The organism is Dietzia sp. Die43 (genome assembly GCF_024519835.1).
Taxonomy (GTDB): Bacteria; Actinomycetota; Actinomycetes; order Mycobacteriales; family Mycobacteriaceae; genus Dietzia; species Dietzia kunjamensis.
Genome location: NZ_JALJRF010000011.1, coordinates 88528 through 110366 on the forward strand (window position 1 = coordinate 88528; position 21839 = coordinate 110366).

General features: G+C 67.1%; 31 protein-coding genes. 30 read left to right on the forward strand and 1 reads right to left on the reverse strand.

The features are described 5' to 3' along the window. The 7 genes from NR111_RS10905 to tuf all read left to right on the forward strand — a co-directional run bounded on the left by NR111_RS10905 (position 1) and on the right by tuf (position 7387). On the forward strand, positions 1-798 hold the full coding sequence (locus NR111_RS10905) for an enoyl-CoA hydratase family protein (protein ID WP_069388742.1): 798 nt from the start codon (positions 1-3) through the stop codon (positions 796-798). A 78-nt stretch (positions 799-876) separates the two neighbouring features. Beyond that, positions 877-2010 carry an NDMA-dependent alcohol dehydrogenase gene (locus NR111_RS10910; RefSeq protein WP_185950653.1) on the forward strand — a complete coding sequence of 378 codons (1134 nt, stop codon included), beginning with the start codon at positions 877-879 and terminating at the stop codon, positions 2008-2010. Positions 2011-2021: 11 nt separating this feature from the next. Next, positions 2022-2672, forward strand: coding sequence for a TetR/AcrR family transcriptional regulator (locus tag NR111_RS10915; protein ID WP_256820787.1), 651 nt, complete (start codon positions 2022-2024; stop codon positions 2670-2672). Between the two features lie 200 nt (positions 2673-2872). Continuing rightward, entirely contained in the window at positions 2873-3244 is a 372-nt protein-coding gene (rpsL, locus tag NR111_RS10920; protein WP_010541164.1) for a 30S ribosomal protein S12, read from the forward strand. Further along, positions 3244-3714, forward strand: a complete 471-nt coding sequence (gene rpsG, locus NR111_RS10925; protein ID WP_067716696.1) for a 30S ribosomal protein S7 — start codon at positions 3244-3246, stop codon at positions 3712-3714. The genes rpsL and rpsG overlap by 1 nt, the downstream gene beginning before the upstream one ends. Before the next feature lie 195 nt (positions 3715-3909). Beyond that, complete coding sequence (fusA, locus tag NR111_RS10930; protein WP_067716694.1) at positions 3910-6021, forward strand: elongation factor G; 2112 nt, start codon at positions 3910-3912, stop codon at positions 6019-6021. A 175-nt stretch (positions 6022-6196) separates the two neighbouring features. Continuing rightward, positions 6197-7387, forward strand: coding sequence for an elongation factor Tu (gene tuf / locus NR111_RS10935; protein ID WP_067716691.1), 1191 nt, complete (start codon positions 6197-6199; stop codon positions 7385-7387). A gap of 179 nt (positions 7388-7566) precedes the next feature. Here the strand turns inward: tuf and NR111_RS10940 are convergent, their stop codons facing one another. After that, the gene (locus NR111_RS10940) at positions 7567-7839 is read right to left on the reverse strand and encodes a hypothetical protein (RefSeq protein ID WP_069388740.1); all 273 of its coding nucleotides are present in this window, start codon (positions 7837-7839) and stop codon (positions 7567-7569) included. Positions 7840-8391: 552 nt separating this feature from the next. Here NR111_RS10940 and rpsJ point away from each other — a divergent pair. The 23 genes from rpsJ to NR111_RS11055 all read left to right on the forward strand — a co-directional run bounded on the left by rpsJ (position 8392) and on the right by NR111_RS11055 (position 21837). Further along, entirely contained in the window at positions 8392-8697 is a 306-nt protein-coding gene (gene rpsJ / locus NR111_RS10945; protein WP_003938093.1) for a 30S ribosomal protein S10, read from the forward strand. A 52-nt stretch (positions 8698-8749) separates the two neighbouring features. Further along, the gene (gene rplC / locus NR111_RS10950) at positions 8750-9415 is read left to right on the forward strand and encodes a 50S ribosomal protein L3 (RefSeq protein ID WP_096907062.1); all 666 of its coding nucleotides are present in this window, start codon (positions 8750-8752) and stop codon (positions 9413-9415) included. Next, positions 9412-10101: a 50S ribosomal protein L4 gene (gene rplD, locus NR111_RS10955; RefSeq protein ID WP_067716681.1), complete on the forward strand. Its 690-nt coding sequence runs from the start codon at positions 9412-9414 to the stop codon at positions 10099-10101. The genes rplC and rplD overlap by 4 nt, the downstream gene beginning before the upstream one ends. After that, a complete protein-coding gene (rplW, locus tag NR111_RS10960; protein WP_067716678.1) occupies positions 10098-10400 on the forward strand; it encodes a 50S ribosomal protein L23 in 303 nt (100 codons plus the stop codon). The genes rplD and rplW overlap by 4 nt, the downstream gene beginning before the upstream one ends. Positions 10401-10431: 31 nt before the next feature. Further along, complete coding sequence (gene rplB / locus NR111_RS10965) at positions 10432-11268, forward strand: 50S ribosomal protein L2 (protein WP_067716676.1); 837 nt, start codon at positions 10432-10434, stop codon at positions 11266-11268. Between the two features lie 14 nt (positions 11269-11282). Next, positions 11283-11564: a 30S ribosomal protein S19 gene (gene rpsS, locus NR111_RS10970; protein ID WP_007628126.1), complete on the forward strand. Its 282-nt coding sequence runs from the start codon at positions 11283-11285 to the stop codon at positions 11562-11564. Beyond that, positions 11561-11998 carry a 50S ribosomal protein L22 gene (gene rplV, locus NR111_RS10975; RefSeq protein WP_120284053.1) on the forward strand — a complete coding sequence of 146 codons (438 nt, stop codon included), beginning with the start codon at positions 11561-11563 and terminating at the stop codon, positions 11996-11998. The genes rpsS and rplV overlap by 4 nt, the downstream gene beginning before the upstream one ends. Then, positions 11999-12832: a 30S ribosomal protein S3 gene (gene rpsC / locus NR111_RS10980; protein WP_067716670.1), complete on the forward strand. Its 834-nt coding sequence runs from the start codon at positions 11999-12001 to the stop codon at positions 12830-12832. A gap of 2 nt (positions 12833-12834) precedes the next feature. After that, the gene (gene rplP, locus NR111_RS10985; protein WP_010541175.1) at positions 12835-13251 is read left to right on the forward strand and encodes a 50S ribosomal protein L16; all 417 of its coding nucleotides are present in this window, start codon (positions 12835-12837) and stop codon (positions 13249-13251) included. After that, positions 13251-13481 (forward strand): 50S ribosomal protein L29, encoded by a 231-nt coding sequence (rpmC, locus tag NR111_RS10990; protein WP_017838199.1) that lies wholly within the window; start codon positions 13251-13253, stop codon positions 13479-13481. Before rplP ends, rpmC begins: the two co-directional genes overlap by 1 nt. Then, a complete protein-coding gene (gene rpsQ, locus NR111_RS10995) occupies positions 13478-13774 on the forward strand; it encodes a 30S ribosomal protein S17 (RefSeq protein ID WP_172812145.1) in 297 nt (98 codons plus the stop codon). Before rpmC ends, rpsQ begins: the two co-directional genes overlap by 4 nt. A 526-nt stretch (positions 13775-14300) precedes the next feature. Beyond that, positions 14301-15356 (forward strand): alpha/beta hydrolase family protein, encoded by a 1056-nt coding sequence (locus NR111_RS11000; RefSeq protein ID WP_253702065.1) that lies wholly within the window; start codon positions 14301-14303, stop codon positions 15354-15356. A gap of 143 nt (positions 15357-15499) precedes the next feature. Further along, positions 15500-15868, forward strand: coding sequence for a 50S ribosomal protein L14 (rplN, locus tag NR111_RS11005; protein ID WP_007628112.1), 369 nt, complete (start codon positions 15500-15502; stop codon positions 15866-15868). Position 15869: 1 nt separating this feature from the next. Further along, complete coding sequence (rplX, locus tag NR111_RS11010) at positions 15870-16184, forward strand: 50S ribosomal protein L24 (RefSeq protein ID WP_007628110.1); 315 nt, start codon at positions 15870-15872, stop codon at positions 16182-16184. Positions 16185-16186: 2 nt separating this feature from the next. Then, positions 16187-16759 carry a 50S ribosomal protein L5 gene (gene rplE, locus NR111_RS11015; RefSeq protein WP_067716660.1) on the forward strand — a complete coding sequence of 191 codons (573 nt, stop codon included), beginning with the start codon at positions 16187-16189 and terminating at the stop codon, positions 16757-16759. 273 nt (positions 16760-17032) lie between these two features. Continuing rightward, on the forward strand, positions 17033-17431 hold the full coding sequence (rpsH, locus tag NR111_RS11020; protein ID WP_067716657.1) for a 30S ribosomal protein S8: 399 nt from the start codon (positions 17033-17035) through the stop codon (positions 17429-17431). A gap of 12 nt (positions 17432-17443) precedes the next feature. Beyond that, positions 17444-17980, forward strand: coding sequence for a 50S ribosomal protein L6 (gene rplF / locus NR111_RS11025; RefSeq protein WP_154828507.1), 537 nt, complete (start codon positions 17444-17446; stop codon positions 17978-17980). 2 nt (positions 17981-17982) lie between these two features. Further along, entirely contained in the window at positions 17983-18378 is a 396-nt protein-coding gene (rplR, locus tag NR111_RS11030; protein ID WP_154828504.1) for a 50S ribosomal protein L18, read from the forward strand. A gap of 43 nt (positions 18379-18421) precedes the next feature. Beyond that, entirely contained in the window at positions 18422-19078 is a 657-nt protein-coding gene (rpsE, locus tag NR111_RS11035) for a 30S ribosomal protein S5 (RefSeq protein ID WP_067716652.1), read from the forward strand. A gap of 2 nt (positions 19079-19080) precedes the next feature. Beyond that, a complete protein-coding gene (rpmD, locus tag NR111_RS11040; protein WP_067716649.1) occupies positions 19081-19263 on the forward strand; it encodes a 50S ribosomal protein L30 in 183 nt (60 codons plus the stop codon). Positions 19264-19265: 2 nt separating this feature from the next. Next, positions 19266-19715, forward strand: a complete 450-nt coding sequence (rplO, locus tag NR111_RS11045) for a 50S ribosomal protein L15 (RefSeq protein ID WP_067716646.1) — start codon at positions 19266-19268, stop codon at positions 19713-19715. Between the two features lie 205 nt (positions 19716-19920). Further along, a complete protein-coding gene (secY, locus tag NR111_RS11050) occupies positions 19921-21243 on the forward strand; it encodes a preprotein translocase subunit SecY (RefSeq protein ID WP_256820788.1) in 1323 nt (440 codons plus the stop codon). 48 nt (positions 21244-21291) lie between these two features. Further along, positions 21292-21837, forward strand: a complete 546-nt coding sequence (locus NR111_RS11055) for an adenylate kinase (protein ID WP_206474888.1) — start codon at positions 21292-21294, stop codon at positions 21835-21837. Positions 21838-21839 lie beyond the last annotated feature (2 nt).

Sequence of the window (21839 nt, forward strand, 5' to 3'; positions counted from 1 at the left end):
GTGAGCGCGGTGGAAGACCAGACGCTGGTGCACTACGAGGTCCATGGGGGCGCAGCCCGCCTCACCCTGGACTCGCAACACAACCGCAACGCCCTCTCGACCCCCCTGATCGAGCAACTCCACGCGGCGCTCGACCGGGCCGCCGGGGACGACACCGCCCGCGTCGTCGTCCTCGGGCACGCCGGCGGGACGTTCTGCGCCGGTGCGGATCTGTCCGAGGCGTCCGCGAACCAGGGGAGCCCCGAAGAGCAGGCCGCCGAGCGGACCCGGATCTTCCTGGGCGTGCTGTCCGCGATCCTCTCCCACCCGAAGCCGGTGATCGCCGCGGTCGACGGCCACGTACGCGCGGGCGGAATGGGTCTGGTGTCGGCCTGCGATTTCGCGATCGCCGGTCCGTCCTCGTCCTTCGCGCTCACCGAGGTCCGCCTCGGACTGGCGGCCGCGATGATCTCCGTGCCCCTGGCCGCACGCGTGAACTCGAGGGACCTCGCTCGAGCCCTGCTGACGGGGGAGAAGTTCGACTCCGGGCACGCGCTGCGGATCGGGTTGCTCTCCGATTCGGTCGAAGATGTCCAGGGTGCGGTCGGCGAGCTTGTGGCCGCCTTCCGGCCCTGCTCACCCCAGGGGCTCGAGGAGAACAAGGCCCTGCTCGCGGCGCCCGTGCTCGCCGAGCTCGAAGCGCGTGGGGAGGAGCTGGCGGGAGTCACCGCCCGTCTGTTCACGACCCCCGAGGTCGCCGAGGGAATGACCGCGTTCCTGGAACGCAGACAGCCCTCCTGGGCGACCGACACGGAGTAGCGTGGGATGTGGCGCTGGTCACGTGACCAGCGCCACATCACCAGCGCCACATCACCCCTTCACACTAGGAGTACATGCATGCGTACCAAGGCCGCCATCATCAGGGAGCCCAAGCAGGACGGCTGGGAGGTCGTCGAGGTCGATCTGGGCGATCCCCGGGTCGGTGAGGTCCAGGTCAAGCTGGCCGCGTCCGGCCTCTGCCACTCGGACGAGCACCTGCTCACCGGCGACCTGCAGTTCGAGACCTACCCCATCATCGGCGGGCACGAGGGTGCCGGTGTCGTCACCAAGGTCGGGGAGGGCGTCACCGGGATCGAGGAGGGCGACCACGTCGTCCTGGCGTTCATCCCCGCCTGTGGCACCTGCCCGCCCTGCGCGGAGGGGCTCCAGAACCTCTGCGACAACGGTGCCGGCCTGCTGACCGGCCGCGCGATCAGCGACGACACCTACCGGGTCCACACCGCGGCGGGTGAGCCGGTCGCCTCGATGTGTGTACTCGGGACGTTCTCGCCGTACGTGACCGTCCACCAGTCCTCCGTAGTCAAGATCGAGAAGGACATCCCGCTCGACAAGGCGGCCCTGCTGGGCTGCGGCGTCGCCACGGGCTGGGGATCGGCGACCGAGATCGGCGGCGCCAAGGAGGGCGACGTCGTCGTCGTCGTGGGCATCGGCGGAATCGGTATCAACTCGGTCCAGGGCGCCGCAGCCGCAGGAGCGCGCGCGATCGTCGCCGTCGACCCGGTCGAGTTCAAGCGCGAGAAGGCCATGGAGTTCGGGGCCACCCACACGTGTAACTCCATGGACGAAGCGATGGCGCTGGTCGGGGAGATCAGCTGGGGCCGGATGGCGGATCTGGTCATCCTCACCATGGGCGTCGTCAACGGCAACGATCTCCTGCCCGGTCTCACCTTGACGGGCAAGGGGCGACGGTGTGTGGTCGTGGGGCTCGGGGACATGATGGCCGTCGACGCCCAGATCTCCATCCTCGACCTGGCGATGCAGCAGAAGACCCTCCAGGGCGCCATCTTCGGGGGCACCGGCCCGCGCAAGCAGATCCCGCACCTGCTCCACCAGTACCGCGCCGGGAACCTCAAGCTCGACGAGCTCGTCACCAAGACCTACCGCCTGGAGGAGATCAACCAGGGGTACCAGGACATGCGCGACGGCAACAACATCCGCGGAGTGATCATCTACGACGAGCAGGACTGGTAACAGGAGGACACATGACGGCACCCGAGCAGCGCGCCCCCAAGCAGGACAGAAGCCGTATCACACGGGAGCGTCTGCTCGGTGCCTCGATCGACCTCCTCGCGACGCAGGGCTGGGCGGCGACCACCGTGGGTGCGGTGGCCGCCGCCGCCGGCGTCTCACGGGGCGCCGCCCAGCACCACTTCCCGACGCGCGAGGATCTCATCACCGCGGCGCTCGGGCACATGATCGAACAGCGGCTCGAGGACGTGAGGAGCGTGGGCCTCGACCTGCCCGAGCCCGGACCCGAGCGGACGGTCGCCGTGGTCCGGCTCATAGTCGGGCACTACACGTCCGACCTGTTCAAGGCCGCGCTCCACGTCTGGACCGCGGCGGCCTCCGATCCCGCCCTCAGGGACCGCGTGCTCCCGCTCGAGAACCACATGTCGCGTGAGGTCCTGTCCATCGCCGCCGCCGCCCTGGGGCGCGACCCGGGTGACGTCCGGATCCGGCGCGCACTCCAGACCACCCTGGACCTCGCCCGGGGGCTGGGGCTCGCGGACGTCCTGTCCGACGACTCGGCGCGACGGGACAAGATCGTGAGATTCTGGGCCCACACCCTCGACATGGTCCTCGCGGAGGCCGGCGCCCCGCCCGCGCGCGACGCCGCGAACGGCCCATTTTGACCGCTGCATCCCCCGGCGGTTAGGCTTGACCATCGTGCTCGCAGTACGCGAGCTGGAGGATCGTGCCCGGTAGGCCAGCGAGAGCGGCTGACGTGGTCGGCTGTGCGCGGCGACAGGCGCGCGAGAGTCCGGATACGAGCAACGTCCCAGTGACCGGTGGTCGCCCCCAGTGGAGGCCGCCAGCTAGAGAAAGTCGGTTCATGCCAACCATCAACCAGCTGGTCCGCAAGGGCCGCCAGGACAAGAAGTCGGCGACGTCGACGGCTGCCCTCAAGGGTTCGCCTCAGCGTCGCGGCGTGTGCACCCGCGTGTACACCACGACCCCCAAGAAGCCGAACTCCGCGCTCCGTAAGGTCGCCCGTGTGCGCCTGACCACCGGTATCGAGGTCTCCGCCTACATCCCCGGTGAGGGCCACAACCTGCAGGAGCACTCCATGGTGCTCGTGCGTGGCGGTCGTGTGAAGGACCTCCCGGGTGTGCGCTACAAGATCATCCGCGGCTCGCTCGACACCCAGGGTGTGAAGGACCGCAAGCAGGCCCGCTCCCGCTACGGCGCCAAGAAGGAGAAGTAATGCCTCGTAAGGGTCCCGCCCCCAAGCGCCAGCTGATCAACGACCCGGTCTACGGGTCGCCGCTGGTCACCCAGCTCGTGAACAAGATCCTCCTCGACGGCAAGAAGACGACCGCCGAGCGCATCGTCTACTCCGCGCTGGAGATCTGTCGCGAGAAGACCGGAACCGATCCGGTCATCACCCTCAAGAAGGCGCTTGACAACGTCAAGCCGGCCCTCGAGGTCCGCTCCCGTCGTGTCGGCGGCGCCACCTACCAGGTGCCCGTCGAGGTCCGCCCCGGTCGTTCGACGACCCTGGCGATGCGCTGGCTGGTGACGTTCTCCCGGCAGCGTCGTGAGAACACGATGGTCGAGCGTCTGGCCAACGAGATCCTGGACGCCTCCAACGGTCTGGGTGCCGCGGTCAAGCGCCGCGAGGACACCCACAAGATGGCCGAGGCAAACCGGGCGTTCGCTCACTACCGCTGGTGACGCGTCGGGACCCGGGCCGGGGCGTGGGTATCCACGTCCCCCCGGCCAGGGTCCCGTTGTCACCCGCCGGGTGGCATCATTGAACAAGGCCCGTACCTCACGCCCCGCGTGCAGGTACCGGCAGCACTACCGACCCGGTTCGGACGGTCGACAGCGACCGCACGGGCCACCGACGACTCACATTCGGGAGAATCCGTGGCACAGGACGTGCTGACCGACCTCAACAAGGTCCGCAACATCGGCATCATGGCGCACATCGACGCCGGTAAGACCACCGTCACCGAGCGCATCCTGTTCTACACGGGTGTCAACCGCAAGGCAGGCGAGACGCACGACGGTGCGTCGACCACCGACTGGATGGAGCAGGAGAAAGAGCGCGGCATCACGATCACGTCCGCCGCCGTCACCTGTTTCTGGTCCAACAACCAGATCAACATCATCGACACCCCGGGCCACGTCGACTTCACCGTCGAGGTGGAGCGGTCCCTGCGCGTCCTCGACGGCGCCGTCGCCGTCTTCGACGGCAAGGAGGGCGTCGAGCCCCAGTCGGAGCAGGTCTGGCGTCAGGCCGAGAAGTACGACGTGCCCCGCATCTGCTTCGTCAACAAGATGGACAAGATGGGCGCGGACTTCTTCTACACGGTCCAGACCATCGTCGACCGTCTCGGCGCGAAGCCGCTGGTCCTGCAGCTCCCGATCGGCGCCGAGGACGAGTTCGACGGTGTCGTCGACCTCGTCGAGATGAAGGCGCTCGTCTGGCCAGGCAAGACCGACATCGGCACCGAGGCGCAGGTGCAGGACATCCCGGCCGACCTGCAGGAGAAGGCCGAGGAGTACCGCGAGAAGCTCCTCGAGACCGTCGCCGAGAGCGACGAGGCGCTGATGGAGAAGTACTTCGGTGGCGAGGAGCTGACGAAGGACGAGATCCAGGCGGCGATCCGCAAGATGGTCGTCAACGCCGAGATCTACCCGGTGCTGTGTGGTTCGGCGTACAAGAACAAGGGCATCCAGCCGCTGCTCGACGCCGTCATCGCCTACCTCCCCAACCCGCTGGACGTCGGCGAGGTCCACGGCCACAAGGTCGGGGACGAGGAGACGGAGATCCTCCGCAAGCCGTCCAAGGACGAGCCGTTCGCGGCGCTCGCGTTCAAGATCGCCGTGCACCCGTTCTTCGGTGAGCTGACCTTCGTCCGTGTCTACTCGGGCCGCATCGACCCGAGCACCCAGGTGCAGAACGCGACCAAGGGGAAGAAGGAGCGCGTCGGCAAGCTCTTCCAGATGCACGCCAACAAGGAGATGCCCGTGGAGGAGGCCGTCGCCGGCCACATCTACGCGTTCATCGGGCTGAAGGACACCACGACGGGTGACACACTGTGTGACCTGAACAACCAGGTCATCCTCGAGTCCATGACCTTCCCGGACCCGGTCATCGACGTCTCCATCGAGCCCAAGACCAAGGCCGACCAGGAGAAGCTCGGCACGGCCATCCAGAAGCTGGCCCGTGAGGATCCGACGTTCTCCGTGCGGCTGGACGAGGAGACCGGACAGACCGTCATCGGCGGAATGGGCGAGCTCCACCTGGACGTGCTCGTCGACCGGATGAAGCGCGAGTTCAAGGTCGAGGCCAACGTCGGCAAGCCGCAGGTCGCGTACCGCGAGACCATCAAGGGCTCGATCGACAAGTTCGACTACACCCACAAGAAGCAGACCGGTGGTTCCGGTCAGTTCGCGAAGGTGCAGATCGCGCTCGGCCCGCTGGACCAGGAGGCCGTCGAAGCCGGCGAGACCTACGAGTTCAGCGACAAGGTCACCGGTGGCCGCGTGCCCAAGGAGTACATCCCCTCCGTGGACGCCGGCATCAAGGACGCCATGCAGTACGGCATCCTCGCCGGCTACCCGATGGTCAACGTCAAGGCGACGCTCGTCGACGGCGCGTACCACGAGGTCGACTCGTCCGAGATGGCGTTCAAGGTCGCGGGCTCCATGGCCTTCAAGGAGGCCGCCCGTAAGTGCCAGCCCGTGATCCTGGAGCCGCTGATGGCCGTGGAGGTCGTCACGCCCGAGGACTACATGGGTGACGTCATCGGCGACATCAACTCCCGCCGCGGCCAGATCCAGGCGATGGAGGAGCGCTCCGGCGCCCGCGTCGTCAAGGCCCACGTGCCGCTGTCCGAGATGTTCGGCTACGTCGGCGACCTCCGGTCGAAGACGCAGGGCCGGGCCAACTACTCGATGGTCTTCTCCCACTACGCCGAGGTTCCGGCGGGCGTGGCCAAGGAGATCATCGCCAAGGCGACCGGCGAGTAACCGGTACTGGTCCCGCCCCGCCGTCAGGCGGGGTGGGGCCGATGCCGGCGGCGCACGGTCGAACCTCCGGGTGGCCGCCGGTTCGTGCTCAACACGGCACGATGAGTAAGATCAGATCCCACACAAAGCAGTGCCCACCTCCAGGTGGGGACAGACCAGTCCAGGAGGACACCAAGTGGCGAAGGCGAAGTTCGAGCGGACCAAACCGCACGTAAACATCGGCACCATCGGTCACGTCGACCACGGCAAGACCACCACCACCGCGGCCATCACCAAGGTTCTGGCGGACACCTACCCCGACCTCAACGACGCGTTCGCGTTCGACGAGATCGACAAGGCGCCGGAGGAGAAGGCTCGTGGTATCACGATCAACATCTCCCACGTCGAGTACCAGACCGAGAAGCGCCACTACGCGCACGTCGACGCCCCCGGTCACGCCGACTACATCAAGAACATGATCACCGGTGCCGCCCAGATGGACGGCGCGATCCTCGTCGTGGCGGCCACCGACGGCCCCATGCCGCAGACCCGTGAGCACGTGCTGCTCGCCCGTCAGGTCGGTGTGCCCTACATCCTCGTCGCCCTGAACAAGTGCGACATGGTCGACGACGAGGAGATCCTCGAGCTCGTCGAGATGGAGGTCCGCGAGCTGCTGGCGTCGCAGGACTTCGACGAGGACGCTCCGGTCGTCCACATCTCGGCGCTCAAGGCGCTCGAGGGTGACCCGAAGTGGGTCCAGGCCATCGTCGACCTCATGCAGGCCTGCGACGACTCCGTCCCGGATCCCGAGCGTGAGACCGACAAGCCGTTCCTCATGCCCGTCGAGGATGTCTTCACGATCACCGGTCGTGGCACCGTCGTCACCGGTCGTATCGAGCGTGGCCAGATCAACGTGAACGAGGATGTCGAGCTCATCGGCATCAAGGAGAAGGCCACCAAGACCACCATCACGGGCATCGAGATGTTCCGTAAGCTGCTCGACTACGGCGAGGCCGGCGACAACGTCGGTCTGCTCGTCCGTGGTCTCAAGCGCGAGGACGTCGAGCGTGGCCAGGTCGTCATCAAGCCGGGCGCCTACACCCCGCACACCACGTTCGAGGGCCAGGCGTACATCCTGTCCAAGGACGAGGGCGGCCGTCACACGCCGTTCTTCAACAACTACCGCCCGCAGTTCTACTTCCGTACCACGGACGTGACCGGCGTCGTGACCCTCCCCGAGGGCACCGAGATGGTCATGCCGGGCGACAACACCGAGATGAGCGTCGAGCTCATCCAGCCGGTCGCCATGGATGAGGGCCTGCGCTTCGCGATCCGCGAGGGTGGCCGCACCGTCGGCGCCGGACAGGTCACCAAGATCATCAAGTGATCCACTGACCGCTCGGTCCGGGTGAATCCCCGGGTCGATCGAGGAAGGGCGCCCCACCGTCAGGTGGGGCGCCCTTCCCGCATTTCGCGGTGGTTCACGCGTGCCCGGGGGAGTGGACGACCGGTTTATCTGAGGCGACCGAGTTTCGTGCGACGAGCGAGCTACCTGCGGCGACCGAACTACCTGCGACGACCGAGGATGGTCATCGCGATCGACAACCCCACCGCGGCGACCCCGGCGAGCGCAGCCGCGGCGACGGCGGCGACCTGTTCGGCACTCGCGCCGTGCGCGTCGTACCCGGGACCGGATACCCCGTGCCGGCGGTCGACTTCCGCGAGTGCCCGGAAGAGTTCATCGGGATCGCCGCCCGCGTCCGGATGGTGGCGCAGGACCGCCTGCCGCCTGTCCCGTTTGTAGGCGGCGGGGTCCCGCGGCTCGCGTCTGCTGTTCACGATGTGGTCTCCTCCGAGTGTGGACTCTGGTCTTCCCGACGCTACCGAAGTACCCGGTCGTCGTGCCGGGGTCCGTGACGCACCCGAGGACGCCGGGACGTCCGGGATTTTGCCCTTCCGGCCGATGTACTGCATACTGGTCAAGTTGCCCGGACAAGGCGGCGATCCCGTATGGGCCCGATGGGCCCCGGGGAGAGTCGGGTTGGTCGGGCGAGCACGACCGGGGCGGGTGAGTGATCACCCGCCGGAAAAGCGGGAGGGCGACACGCCCGACCGCGTGGACGCGTCGTGACACGTCAACAGCGGCAGCGGATCGGTCCGCCGTCATCCTCGCCTCGCGCGAGCGATGTGGCACTCCGTCCTCTGGAGGTCTCGTAGTCGTGTCATGCCCGTGGGCGCGCGGCGGGGTCCTCCACGATGGAGCACCGATGCACGGGACCGGGTGGTAGACGGTCTGACGGTGTCACACATGACAAGCGAACACACAGTGTCCCCGCGCAGCGAGGGCGCTTACGACAGCCGCCCTCACGGGCGGGAGGAGAAGAGGACGAAGTGGCGGGACAAAAGATCCGCATCCGGCTCAAGGCCTACGACCATGAAGCTATCGACGCCTCGGCCCGCAAGATCGTCGAGACGGTGACCCGTACGGGTGCTCGTGTCGTCGGTCCCGTGCCGCTGCCCACCGAGAAGAACGTCTACTGCGTCATCCGCTCGCCGCACAAGTACAAGGATTCGCGTGAGCACTTCGAGATGCGTACCCACAAGCGGTTGATCGACATTCTCGACCCCACGCCGAAGACCGTGGACGCTCTCATGCGTATCGACCTGCCTGCCAGCGTCGACGTCAACATCCAGTGACCTCCGACCGCGTAGCGGTCAGCAAGCAACGTGCAGCGGAGACAGTGAACAGATGACTAACACCGAGATCAAGGGAATCCTGGGCGCCAAGCTCGGCATGACCCAGGTCTTCGACGAGAACAACCGGGTGGTTCCGGTTACCGTCGTCAAGGCCGGGCCGTGCGTCGTGACCGGGATCCGTACCCAAGAGACCGACGGCTACGACGCCGTCCAGATCGCGTTCGGCGCGATCGACCCCCGCAAGGTCACCAAGCCGGTGGCCGGCCAGTTCGACAAGGCCGGGGTCACCCCCCGTCGTCACCTCGCCGAGATCCGACTCGACAACGCCGAGCAGGCCGCCGGGTTCGAGATCGGCCAGGAGATCGGCGCCGACGTGTTCGAGGACGGCGCGTTCGTCGACGTCACCGGCACCTCCAAGGGCAAGGGCTTCGCCGGTACCATGAAGCGCCACGGCTTCGCCGGCCAGGGTGCCTCGCACGGTACGCAGGCCGTACACCGCAAGCCGGGTTCCATCGGCGGGGCATCGACCCCGGGCCGCGTCTTCAAGGGCAAGTCGATGGCCGGCCGCATGGGCAACGATCGCGTGACCACCATGAACCTCAAGGTCCACAAGGTGGACGCCGAGGCCGGCGTCCTCCTCATCAAGGGAGCCATCCCGGGTCGTAACGGCGGCCTCGTGATGGTCCGTTCCGCAGTGAAGGGCGGTGCGCGCGCATGACCACCACGGAGAACACCGTGAACCTCAAGCTGGACGTCCGTACCCCGGCGGGCAAGACCGACGGTTCGGTCGAGCTCCCCGCCGAGATCTTCGGCGTCGAGCCCAACCTGCCCCTGATGCACCAGGTCGTGGTGGCTCAGCTCGCCGCGGCGCGTCAGGGCACGCACTCGACCAAGACCCGTGGCGAGGTCCGCGGCGGCGGCCGCAAGCCGTTCCGCCAGAAGGGCACCGGCCGCGCCCGTCAGGGTTCGACCCGCGCCCCCGCCTACACCGGCGGCGGCACCGTCCACGGCCCGAAGCCGCGTGACTACTCGCAGCGCACCCCCAAGAAGATGAAGGCCGCCGCGCTCCGCGGTGCCCTCTCCGACCGGGTCTCGGCCGATCGCCTCCACGTGGTGACCGAGTTCGTCGAGGGACAGAAGCCGTCGACGGCCGGTGTCCGCGACTTCCTGGGCACCCTGTCCGACCGCAAGAAGATCCTGATCGTCGTCGGTCGTGAGGACGTCGCTGCATGGCGTTCCGTGGCCAACCTCGATCACGTCCATCCGATCGCTCCGGATCAGCTCAACACCTACGACGTGCTCCACGCTGACGACGTCGTGTTCTCGGTCGAGGCTCTGGACGCGTTCGTCACGCAGGCGAGCCGTGCGTTCGCCGGCAAGGCAGCGAAGGAGGCCGACAAGTGAGCACCGTCGCCGATCCCCGGGACGTGATCCTCGCCCCGGTCGTCTCCGAGAAGGCCTACGGCCTGCTCGAGCAGGGCGTGTACACGTTCCAGGTCGCCCCGGGCGCCAACAAGACGCAGATCAAGATCGCCATCCAGGAGATCTTCGGCGTCACCGTTGAGTCCGTCAACACCGCCAACCGTCAGGGCAAGCGCAAGCGCACCCGCACCGGGTACGGACAGCGCAAGAGCACCAAGCGCGCCATCGTGACCCTCGCGGCCGACAGCAAGCCCATCGAGATCCCGGGTCTGACCGCCTGACGGCGGGAAGAGTTAAGGACGAGAGAACCTCATGGCTATCCGCAAGTACAAGCCCACGACCCCCGGTCGTCGCGGCTCGAGCGTCTCGGACTTCGCCGAGATCACCCGCTCGACGCCCGAGAAGTCGCTGCTGCGCCCGCTGAGCAAGACCGGCGGCCGCAACGGTCACGGCCGTATCACCAGCCGCCACAAGGGCGGTGGCCACAAGCGCCAGTACCGCGTCATCGACTTCCGTCGTAATGACAAGGACGGCGTGCTCGCCACCGTCGCGCACATCGAGTACGACCCGAACCGCACCGCCAACATCGCCCTCCTGCACTACGCGGACGGCGAGAAGCGGTACATCCTCGCCCCGCGCAACCTGAAGCAGGGCATGAAGGTCGAGTCGGGTGCAGGCGCCGACATCAAGACCGGCAACAACCTCCCGCTCCGGAACATCCCCGCAGGCACCGTGGTGCACGCGGTGGAGCTCCGTCCGGGCGGCGGCGCCAAGATGGCCCGCGCCGCCGGCGCCGGCATCCAGCTGCTCGGTAAGGAGGGGACCTACGCCTCCCTCCGCATGCCCTCCGGTGAGATCCGCCGGGTCGACGTGCGGTGCCGCGCCACGATCGGCGAGGTCGGCAACGCCGAGCAGGCCAACATCAACTGGGGTAAGGCCGGCCGCATGCGGTGGAAGGGCGTTCGCCCGACCGTCCGTGGCGTGGTCATGAACCCCGTCGACCACCCGCATGGTGGTGGCGAGGGTAAGACGTCCGGTGGACGTCACCCCGTCAGCCCGTGGGGCCAGCCCGAGGGCCGGACCCGCAAGCCCAACAAGGCGAGTGACAGCATGATCGTCCGTCGCCGTCGCACCGGTAAGAAGCGTTAAGGAGGGAAACTAGGATGCCTCGTAGTCTCAAGAAGGGTCCGTTCGTCGACGAACACCTCCTCGCGAAGGTGGACGTGCAGAACGACAAGGGCACGCATCAGGTCATCAAGACCTGGTCGCGGCGCTCGACGATCCTGCCCGATTTCATCGGCCACACGTTCGCCGTCCATGACGGCCGCAAGCATGTGCCCGTGTTCGTGTCCGACTCGATGGTGGGTCACAAGCTCGGCGAGTTCGCGCCGACGCGCACGTTCAAGGGGCACATCAAGGACGATCGGAAGAGTAAGCGTCGATGAGCACTGATACGAAGAAGACCGACGACGGCACGGCGACGGCCGAGCAGAAGCTCTCCGCGCGTGCCACCGCCAAGTTCGTCCGCGTCACGCCCATGAAGGCGCGTCGTGTGATCGACCTCATCCGCGGCAAGGACGCCGCCGACGCGCTGAACACGCTGCGGTTCGCCCCGCAGGCCGCCAGCGAGCCGGTCGCCAAGGTCCTCGCCTCCGCGATGGCCAACGCCGAGAACAACCTCGACCTGGACCCCCGGACCCTCGTGGTCACGGCGGCCTACGCCGACGAGGGGCCGACCCTCAAGCGTTTCCGCCCGCGTGCCCAGGGTCGTGCGTTCCGCGTGCGTAAGCGTACGAGCCACATCACCATCGAGGTGACCAGCGTGCCCGAGAAGACCGGCTCCGGTCGGGCACGTCGCAACCAGGGAGGTGCCCGCTAAATGGGACAGAAGATCCAGCCGCACGGCTTCCGTCTCGGCATCACCTCGGACTGGACGTCCAAGTGGTTCGCCGACAAGCAGTACGCCGACTACGTCGCCGAGGACATCAAGATCCGTCAGCTCCTGTCCAAGGGCATGGAGCGGGCCGGTATCTCCGGGGTCGACATCTCGCGGACCCGGGACCGGGTCCACGTGGACATTCACACGGCCCGCCCGGGCATCGTGATCGGCCGTCGGGGCGCCGAGGCGGACCGTCTTCGCGGGGAGCTCGAGAAGCTCACCGCCAAGCAGGTCCACCTCAACATCCTCGAGATCAAGAACACCGAGGCCGACGCCCAGCTCGTCGCCCAGGGGATCGCCGAGCAGCTCTCGAATCGTGTGGCGTTCCGTCGCGCGATGCGCAAGGGCATCCAGTCGGCCATGCGTCAGCCCCAGGTCAAGGGCATCAAGGTGGTCTGTTCGGGTCGTCTCGGCGGTGCCGAGATGTCCCGTTCGGAGCGCTACCACGAGGGGCGCGTCCCCCTGCACACCCTGCGTGCCGAGATCGACTACGGCACCTACGAGGCCAAGACGACCTTCGGTCGTATCGGTGTCAAGGTGTGGATCTACAAGGGTGACGTGGTCGGCGGCCGTCGCGAGTCCGACCAGTACGCCCAGTCCAGCAACCGTGGCGGTGCCGACCGCGGTCCCCGCCGCGAGCGTGGCGCCGGTCGTCCGCGTCGCTCCGGGGCCCAGGGCACCACTGCGACCAGCACCGAGACCGGCCGCGCCGGTTCCGGCTCGGCCGCCGAGGCTCCTGCCGAGGCACCGCAGAACCAGACCAGGGAGGCGTGACAGTGCTTATCCCCAAGCGCGTCAAGCACCGCAAGCAGCACCACCCCGGCCGTAAGGGCGGGGCAAAGGGTGGCACCAAGGTGACCTTCGGTGACTACGGCATCCAGGCTCTCGAGCCGGCCTACGTCACCAACCGTCAGATCGAGTCCGCACGTATCGCCATCAACCGCCACATCAAGCGTGGTGGCAAGGTGTGGATCAACATCTATCCGGATCGTCCCCTGACCAAGAAGCCCGCCGAGGTGCGGATGGGTTCCGGTAAGGGCTCGGTCGAGTGGTGGGTGGCCAATGTCAAGCCGGGCCGCATCCTGTTCGAGATGTCGTACCCGAACGAGGAGACCGCTCGCGAGGCCCTTCGCCGCGCGCAGCACAAGCTCCCGTGCAAGACCCGCATCGTGACCCGGGAGGAGCAGTTCTGATGGCTAGTGGAACCACCGCCCCCGAGCTGCGTGAGCTCGATGCGGATGCGCTGACCGCGCGTCTGCGTGAGGCCAAGGAAGAGCTGTTCAACCTGCGCTTCCAGATGGCCACCGGTCAGCTGACCAACAACCGTCGCCTGCGTGTCGTCCGCCACGACATCGCTCGCATCTACACCGTCATTCGCGAGCGCGAGCTCGGTCTGTCGGCGGCGCCGGGTGATGCCAAGTGAGTGACAAGGAAGCAGTTGTGACTGAGTCCAACGAGAACACCGAGCGCAACAGCCGCAAGGTGCGCATCGGGTACGTCGTGTCCGACAAGATGGAGAAGACCATCATCGTCGAGCTCGAGGACCGCGTGAAGCACCCGCTGTACGGCAAGATCATGCGCCGTACCGAGCGGGTCAAGGCCCACGACGAGACCAACACCGCCGGAGTCGGCGACCGCGTGCGGATCATGGAGACCCGCCCGCTGTCCGCCTCCAAGCGGTATCGCCTCGTCGAGGTGCTCGAGCGGGCCAAGTAAGCCCCCACTCGACATATGCGAACGGCCCGGCCCCGGGACTCCGGGGCCGGGCCGTTTCGCGTTGCGGGGGCGCACGGGACGGCCGAATGTAACGGATCACCGTGGTGTAACGAATTTTGAGTAGTGTGTCAGCGTCCGACGCTGGCCGAGAGGACAGGATCGTCATATGGGGAACGAACCACATTTCGGCCGACGGGGGAGTGGGCGGGGCGATCGCCGTCGTGGTCTGAGTGCGCTCGCGATCGGCGCGGTCGTGATCACGACGACGGCCACGGGGCTTCCCGTCGCCGGCGCCCAGAGCACGGGCCCGGGGTCAGTCGATCCGGGATCCCTCGTTCCCAGCGTGGCGCCCGGGAGCCTGTTGGGCGCACCATCGCTCAGTATCGCCGCGTCGACCCAGCTCGGTGCCCCGATCCCGGTCACGTCCGTCCTCGGATCCGTCGGCGCCATCGGTTCCAGCGATTTCCCCCGTCCGGGAAGCTCCCAACCCCCGGCCGGGCCCCGCGCGACACGGGACGGGTCCATCGTGTCCTCCACCGTGCAGCGGATCGAGCCTCTCTTCCCGGCGTCGACGGAGGCGGTCGATCGTCGCGCCGAGGTGTGGGCCGTGACGTCTGAATCCATGCAACGGACGGTCCGCGTCGAGGTCTACCGCGCCCCGGCGGGCGTCGACGCGCCCAACGTGTACTTCCTCGACGGCGTCGGTTCCGAGGTCCCGTCCGGGTGGAGCACGGGTATGGGCTGGGGCGATCCCGCGCTGCGCGACCGCGCGGTGAACGTGATCGTTCCGACGGGCGGCCCGGCGTCGATGTGGTCCGACTGGCAGGCGGACGATCCCGTCCTGGGCCCCAACAACTGGGAGACGTTCCTCACCGAGGAGTTGCCGCCGCTGCTCGAGGCCGGTTTACCCGGGGCCGCGGGGCCGCTCGCCCACAACGGGAGCTGGGGGGTCATGGGCGTGTCGATGGGGGCGTCCGCGGCGCTTCATCTGGCCAACAGGAACGAGATGTTCGGAGGCGCCGCCGGTATCAGCGGCGCCTATTCGACCACCGACGAGCTCGGCTACCAGTACGCGCGACTCACCGTGGCCGCTCGCCACGGGGACGTCACCAACATGTGGGGGCCGCGCGGGTCCCGGGAGTGGGTGGAGCACGACACCGTGGCGGACCCCTCCGGGCTCGAGGGCAAGGCGGTCTACCTCAGCGCCGCGACCGGGCTGGTGGGTTCAAGCGAGCTCGGCCGCTTCGGCAGCAACGAACTCGTGCTCATCGACGGACATGTCCTCGAGAAGGGCTCCTACGAGAGCACCCGTGCACTCGAGGCCGCGCTCGCCTCGGTTCCCGGGGTCGACCTGAGGATGAACTACATGCCCTCCGGGATCCACAACTGGCCGGTCTTCGTCACCGAGATGCGGCCGGGGATGGATCACGTCCTCTCCGGACTGCCCGACGCCGCGCCCAACGGGCGGAGGACGACGGGGGGAGTGGCGGACTCCGGGGCTAGCGCTGCCGGCTCATCGGGATCGAGCGGTTCGACGGGTTCCCTGCGTGGATCCGGATCGGCCGGTTCGAGCGGTAGCTGACCGGGATTTGGGTCCCGGTGCATGCGCACCCTACACTGGACCAGTTGCCCGACCTGGCACGTCTCGACGTGTCGACGGGTGGCATGACCGCGTGTGTCGGGTCGGTATCCGGCACACATTGAATAGACCTGGTCAGGAGAACCATGATCCAGCAGGAGTCGCGGCTGAAGGTCGCCGACAACACGGGTGCCAAGGAGATTCTCTGCATCCGCGTTCTCGGCGGTTCCAAGCGCCGCTACGCAGGCGTGGGCGACATCATCGTCGCCACCGTCAAGGACGCCATCCCCGGTGGCAACGTCAAGAAGGGTGAGGTCGTCAAGGCCGTCATCGTGCGCACCGCCAAGGAGCGCCGTCGCCCGGACGGCTCGTACATCAAGTTCGACGAGAACGCCGCCGTCATCATCAAGAACGACAACGATCCGCGCGGAACGCGCATCTTCGGGCCCGTCGGCCGCGAACTGCGCGACAAGAAGTTCATGCGGATCGTCTCGCTGGCTCCGGAGGTGCTCTGACATGAAGGTTCACAAGGGCGACACGGTGCTGGTCATCTCCGGTAAGGACAAGGGCGCCAAGGGCAAGGTCATCCAGGCTTTCCCGGCTCAGGAGAAGGTCCTCGTCGAGGGCGTCAACCGCATCAAGAAGCACACCTCCAACTCGGCTGCCGAGCGCGGCGCCTCCTCGGGCGGCATCGTCACCCAGGAGGCCCCGATCCACGTGTCCAACGTGATGGTCGTGGACGCCGACGGCACCCCGACCCGGGTCGGAATCCGCACGGACGAGAACGGCAAGCGCGTCCGTGTCTCGCGCAAGACCGGGAAGGACCTGTGACCATGACTGAGACCGCTCTTCCCTCCGGGTACACCCCTCGCCTCAAGGACAAGTACCGCAGCGAGATCCGGCCGGCACTCAACGAGACGTTCGAGTACGCCAACGTCATGCAGATCCCGGGCGTCGCGAAGGTCGTCGTCAACATGGGTGTCGGTGACGCCGCCCGCGACGCCAAGCTCATCAACGGCGCCATCAACGACCTCACGCTGATCACCGGCCAGAAGCCGGAGGTCCGTCGGGCCCGCAAGTCCATCGCACAGTTCAAGCTGCGCGAGGGCATGCCGATCGGCGCGCGCGTCACCCTGCGCGGCGACCGCATGTGGGAGTTCCTCGATCGCCTGACGACCGTCGCGCTCCCGCGTATCCGTGACTTCCGGGGACTCTCGGGCAAGCAGTTCGACGGCCACGGCAACTACACGTTCGGCCTCAACGAGCAGACGATGTTCTACGAGATCGATGTCGACAAGGTCGACCGCCCCCGGGGCATGGACATCACGGTCGTCACGACCGCAACGAACGACGAAGAGGGCCGGGCACTGCTCAAGCAGCTCGGATTCCCCTTCAAGGAGGACTGACCTCCTCCACCGGCCGGACCGGCCGTCCCCGCCGGGGCACCGCATCGCGGTTCCCCGGCGGCGGGCAGACGGCCCAGTCGTCTGGTCGCGCCCCGGTGAGAAGAGCACCGGCCGCGGCGGGAACACCGGGATGCCCCGAGGGGCGCCGGATCCCATACAAGAGAACATTCGCACTCTTCGTGATAGGCCCACGACGTCACGTGGGCGGCCCACAGGTCGCCGTACGGGACGTGTTGCATGGGAACCGTTACGAGAAAGGAACATGGTCCATCCATGTCGATGACCGATCCCATCGCGGACATGCTGACGCGTGTGCGTAACGCCAATTCGGCGTACCACGACACCGTGTCGATGCCGCATTCGAAGCTCAAGGGCAACATCGCTGCCATCCTCCAGCAGGAGGGTTACATCGCGGGCTACAACGTCGAGGACGCAGAGGTGGGCAAGAAGCTCACCATCGACCTCAAGTACGGCCCCTCGCGCCAGCGCAGCATCCAGGGCATCAAGCGCATCTCGAAGCCGGGTCTGCGCGTGTACGCCAAGTCCACCGAACTGCCCAAGGTCCTCGGTGGCCTGGGCGTCGCGATCATCTCGACGTCCCAGGGTCTGCTCACGGACCGCCAGGCGAACAACAAGAAGGTGGGCGGGGAAGTCCTCGCCCACGTCTGGTAAGGGGGGCGAGAAATGTCACGTATCGGCAAGGCTCCGATCACCGTCCCGTCCGGTGTCGACATCAAGGTCGACGGCCAGACCGTCACCGTCAAGGGTCCCAAGGGTGAACTCACGCAGGTTCTGCCCGGGGCGATCTCGGTCTCGATCGAGGACGGCACCCTCACGGTGAACCGTCCCGACGACCACCGGGACAACCGCTCCCTCCACGGCCTCTCCCGCTCGCTGGTCAACAACATGATCGTCGGCGTCACCGAGGGCTACAAGCAGGACATGGAGATCTTCGGCGTCGGTTACCGCGTCGTGGCCAAGGGCCGTGATCTCGAGTTCGCCCTGGGCTACTCGCATCCGGTTCCGGTCACCGCTCCCGACGGCATCACGTTCGCCGTCGACGGTGCGACCAAGTTCTCGATCTCCGGAATCGACAAGCAGCAGGTGGGCCAGATCGCCGCCAACATCAAGCGACTGCGGAAGCACGACCCGTACAAGGGCAAGGGCATCCGCTACGCCGGCGAGCAGGTCCGTCGCAAGGTCGGAAAGACGGGTAAGTGATCATGAGCAGCACCAAGAAGCGTTCCCCGCTGGGAACCGATGCCTCGACCGCACGTCGCGAGGGTCGCGCCCGGCGCCATTACCGACTCCGCAAGAAGGTCTCCGGCACGCCGGAGCGCCCGCGGTTGGTCGTCAACCGGTCCTCACGCCACATCCACGCCCAGATCGTCGACGATCTGGCCGGCCGCACCCTGGCCGCAGCCTCCACCATCGAGGCGGATGTGCGCTCTCTCGAGGGCGACAAGAAGGCCCGCAGCGCGAAGGTCGGTCAGCTCCTGGCCGAGCGTGCCAAGGCTGCCGGCATCGACTCCGTCGTGTTCGACCGTGGTGGCAACAAGTACCACGGCCGGATCGCGTCGCTCGCCGACGCCGCCCGCGAGGGTGGGCTGGAGTTCTGATGACCAACACCACTGCACTGTTCGCTAACGGAAGGACCGTCTGATGCCGGGACGTCAGCGTCGTGACGGCGGAAGCAACGGCCCCGCCGCAGACAACAAGACCACCACCGACAACGCCCAGGGCCGCGGCGGAGACCGCGGTCGTGGTCGGGGTCGCGACGATCGTCGCGGCCGCGACGAGGAGAAGTCGCAGTACATCGAGCGCGTCGTCACCATCAACCGTGTCTCCAAGGTCGTCAAGGGCGGTCGGCGCTTCAGCTTCACCGCCCTCGTGATCCTCGGTGACGGCAACGGCATGGTCGGCGTCGGCTACGGCAAGGCCAAGGAGGTGCCGGCGGCGATCCAGAAGGGATCGGAGGAGGCTCGGAAGAACTTCTTCCGCGTTCCGCTCATCGCCTCCACCATCCCCCACCCGATCCAGGGTGAGGCCGCTGCCGGTGTCGTCATGCTCCGTCCCGCCTCGCCGGGTACCGGTGTCATCGCCGGTGGTGCCGCTCGCGCGGTGCTCGAGTGTGCCGGCGTCAACGACATCCTGTGCAAGTCTCTGGGGTCGGACAACGCCATCAACGTGGTCCACGCGACCGTGGCGGCGCTCAAGGGTCTGCATCGTCCCGAGGAGGTCGCGGCTCGTCGCGGCCTGCCGATCGAGGACGTCGCTCCCGCGGGCATGCTCCGTGCGCGTGCCGGACAGGGGGCCTGATCATGGCTAGCCTCAAGATCACCCAGGTCCGCGGGACCGTGGGGACCAAGAAGAACCAGCGGGACTCCCTGCGTACGCTCGGCCTCAAGGGCATCCGGAAGACGGTCGTGCGTGAGGACAACGCGCAGACCCGGGGTCTCATCAACGTCGTGAACCACCTCGTCGTGGTCGAAGAGACGGAGTGAGAATGACTATCAAGTTGCACCACCTGCGCCCGGCACCCGGGTCGCACGCCGAGAAGATCCGTGTGGGTCGCGGTGAGGGCGGCAAGCGCGGCAAGACCGCCGGTCGCGGCACCAAGGGCACCAAGGCGCGTAAGAACGTCCCCGCGGCGTTCGAGGGCGGCCAGATGCCGATCCACATGCGGCTCCCGAAGCTCAAGGGCTTCAAGAACCGCAACAAGGTCGTCTTCCAGGTCGTCAACGTGTCCGACATCCAGCGGCTGTTCCCCCAGGGCGGCGAGGTCGGCGTGTCCGAGCTCGTGGCCGCGGGCGCGGTCCGTAAGAACCAGCCGGTCAAGGTGCTGGGCGACGGGGACATCTCCGTGGCCGTCACCGTGACCGCCGACAAGGTCTCCGCCTCGGCCAAGAGCAAGATCGAGGCCGCCGGCGGAAGCGTGTCGGAGGCCGGGGCCTGATACCCCGCCCGGCCCGTTCACGGGTCGATGACGGGTGCAGGGGTCGGGTCCGAGAGTCTCGGATCCGGCCCCTGCGCTCGTCTTGATAGAGTTTTCCCGTTGTGCGTTTCGGGGTTGGCGCCGGCCGGAAGGTCGGCCCGACTTCCCCCGGCGCATCTGCTTTCGACGACCGGCGGCCAACGGCCGACCACGACCAGGAGGACATGTGCTCTCCGCACTCGCGTCCGCGATCAAGGACCGGGACCTGAGGAAGAAGATCTTCTTCACCCTGGGGATCATCATCCTCTACCGGATCGGCGCGCAGATCCCGTCGCCCGGCGTCGACTACCCCAAGCTCCGGGGTCTGCTCGACACGGCGATGACCGGGGACAACGCACAGTTGTTCTCCCTGGTGAACCTCTTCTCCGGTGGCGCTCTCCTGCAGTTGTCGGTCTTCGCGATCGGCATCATGCCCTTCATCACCGCGAGCATCATCGTCCAGCTGCTCACCGTGGTGATCCCGTACTTCGAGCAGTTGAAGAAGGAGGGGCAGTCCGGCCAGGCGAAGATGACGCAGTACACGCGTTATCTCACCATCGCACTCGCCGTCCTGCAGTCCGCCGGCATTGTCGCGCTGGCCGACCGGGGGCAGCTCCTCGGCAACGGCCAGTCCGTCCTGATGGACGACAACATCCTCACCCTGCTCACCATCGTCATCGTCATGACCGCGGGCGCCGCACTCGTCATGTGGTTCGGTGAACTCATCACCGACCGTGGCGTCGGCAACGGGATGTCGCTGCTGATCTTCGCCGGCATCGCGTCCCGCATCCCGGCCGAGGGCGTGAACATCTACCAGAACTCGTCGACCATGAAGTTCGCCGCCGTCATGTTGGCGGTCGTCCTCATCGTCGTCGCCGTCGTCTTCGTCGAGCAGGGTCAGCGCCGGATCCCCGTCCAGTACGCCAAGCGCATGGTCGGTCGCCGCCAGTACGGCGGCACCTCCACGTACCTGCCGCTCAAGGTCAACCAGGCCGGTGTCATCCCGGTGATCTTCGCGTCGTCGCTGATGTATGTGCCCATCCTCATCACCCAGCTGATCCAGGGGCCCGAGCCGTCGAGCGACGGGTTCTGGCAGCGGTACGTCATGCAGTACCTGCAGAACCCCTCCAGCTGGGGCTACATCCTCCTGTACTTCGCCCTCATCATCTTCTTCGCGTACTTCTACGTGGCCATCCAGTTCGACCCGATGGAGCAGGCCGAGAACATGAAGAAGTACGGCGGGTTCATCCCGGGTATCCGCCCGGGCCGCCCGACGGCTGAGTACCTGGGCTACGTCCTCAACCGGATCCTGCTGTTCGGTTCCCTGTATCTCGGCCTTATCGCGGTACTCCCCAACGTCTTCCTCGACATGGGCAGCGGGGGTGGAGATCTGCAGAACATGCCGTTCGGCGGCACCGCTGTGCTCATCATGGTCTCCGTGGGCCTCGACACCGTGAAGCAGATCGAGGCGCAGCTGATGCAGCGCAACTACGAGGGCTTCCTCAAGTAGGCGCGGCCTCGTCCGAGCACACCAACTGTAGAAAGGCTGGTCCCCACCATGCGTCTCGTCCTCCTCGGCCCTCCCGGAGCCGGCAAGGGTACCCAGGCGGCTCTGCTCTCGGAGAAGCTCGGCGTCCCGCACATCTCGACCGGTGATCTGTTCCGCGCCAACATCTCCCAGGGCACCGACCTCGGGAAGGAGGCCAAGAGCTACATCGACGCCGGCAACCTCGTCCCCGCCGAGGTGACGAACCGCATGGTCGCCGCGCGCATCGCCGAGCCCGACGCCACCGAGGGCTTCCTCCTGGACGGCTACCCCCGCAGTGCAGCGCAGGCGGACGCGCTCAAGGAGATGCTCGGCGAGGCCGGCCACTCCCTCGACGCGGTCCTCGAGTTCAAGGTCGACGACGACACCGTGGTCGCGCGCATGCTCGCCCGGGGCCGGGAAGACGACACCGAGGACGTCATCAGGAACCGCATGGCGGTCTACCGGTCGGAGACGGCCCCGCTGCTCGAGTACTACGCCGGCGAGGTCAAGAGCATCGACGCCGTCGGTGAGGTCGACGAGATCAACGCACGCGCGCTCGCCGCGCTGGGACGCTGACG

Bases quoted from the DNA above. Each gene is read 5' to 3' on its own strand.
- rpmD (WP_067716649.1), top strand. From the start codon at position 19,081: ATGGCTAGCCTCAAGATCACCCAGGTCCGCGGGACCGTGGGGACCAAG.
- rplE (WP_067716660.1), top strand. From the start codon at position 16,187: ATGACTGAGACCGCTCTTCCCTCCGGGTACACCCCTCGCCTCAAGGAC.
- rpsS (WP_007628126.1), top strand. From the start codon at position 11,283: ATGCCTCGTAGTCTCAAGAAGGGTCCGTTCGTCGACGAACACCTCCTC.
- rplN (WP_007628112.1), top strand. From the start codon at position 15,500: ATGATCCAGCAGGAGTCGCGGCTGAAGGTCGCCGACAACACGGGTGCC.
- rpsG (WP_067716696.1), top strand. From the start codon at position 3,244: ATGCCTCGTAAGGGTCCCGCCCCCAAGCGCCAGCTGATCAACGACCCG.
- rpsC (WP_067716670.1), top strand. From the start codon at position 11,999: ATGGGACAGAAGATCCAGCCGCACGGCTTCCGTCTCGGCATCACCTCG.
- rplO (WP_067716646.1), top strand. From the start codon at position 19,266: ATGACTATCAAGTTGCACCACCTGCGCCCGGCACCCGGGTCGCACGCC.
- rpsH (WP_067716657.1), top strand. From the start codon at position 17,033: ATGTCGATGACCGATCCCATCGCGGACATGCTGACGCGTGTGCGTAAC.
- rplV (WP_120284053.1), top strand. From the start codon at position 11,561: ATGAGCACTGATACGAAGAAGACCGACGACGGCACGGCGACGGCCGAG.
- NR111_RS10915 (WP_256820787.1), top strand. From the start codon at position 2,022: ATGACGGCACCCGAGCAGCGCGCCCCCAAGCAGGACAGAAGCCGTATC.
- rplC (WP_096907062.1), top strand. From the start codon at position 8,750: ATGACTAACACCGAGATCAAGGGAATCCTGGGCGCCAAGCTCGGCATG.
- rplR (WP_154828504.1), top strand. From the start codon at position 17,983: ATGAGCAGCACCAAGAAGCGTTCCCCGCTGGGAACCGATGCCTCGACC.
- NR111_RS10910 (WP_185950653.1), top strand. From the start codon at position 877: ATGCGTACCAAGGCCGCCATCATCAGGGAGCCCAAGCAGGACGGCTGG.
- rpmC (WP_017838199.1), top strand. From the start codon at position 13,251: ATGGCTAGTGGAACCACCGCCCCCGAGCTGCGTGAGCTCGATGCGGAT.
- NR111_RS11055 (WP_206474888.1), top strand. From the start codon at position 21,292: ATGCGTCTCGTCCTCCTCGGCCCTCCCGGAGCCGGCAAGGGTACCCAG.
- rpsE (WP_067716652.1), top strand. From the start codon at position 18,422: ATGCCGGGACGTCAGCGTCGTGACGGCGGAAGCAACGGCCCCGCCGCA.
- rplF (WP_154828507.1), top strand. From the start codon at position 17,444: ATGTCACGTATCGGCAAGGCTCCGATCACCGTCCCGTCCGGTGTCGAC.
- rplB (WP_067716676.1), top strand. From the start codon at position 10,432: ATGGCTATCCGCAAGTACAAGCCCACGACCCCCGGTCGTCGCGGCTCG.
- rplX (WP_007628110.1), top strand. From the start codon at position 15,870: ATGAAGGTTCACAAGGGCGACACGGTGCTGGTCATCTCCGGTAAGGAC.
- rpsL (WP_010541164.1), top strand. From the start codon at position 2,873: ATGCCAACCATCAACCAGCTGGTCCGCAAGGGCCGCCAGGACAAGAAG.
- rplD (WP_067716681.1), top strand. From the start codon at position 9,412: ATGACCACCACGGAGAACACCGTGAACCTCAAGCTGGACGTCCGTACC.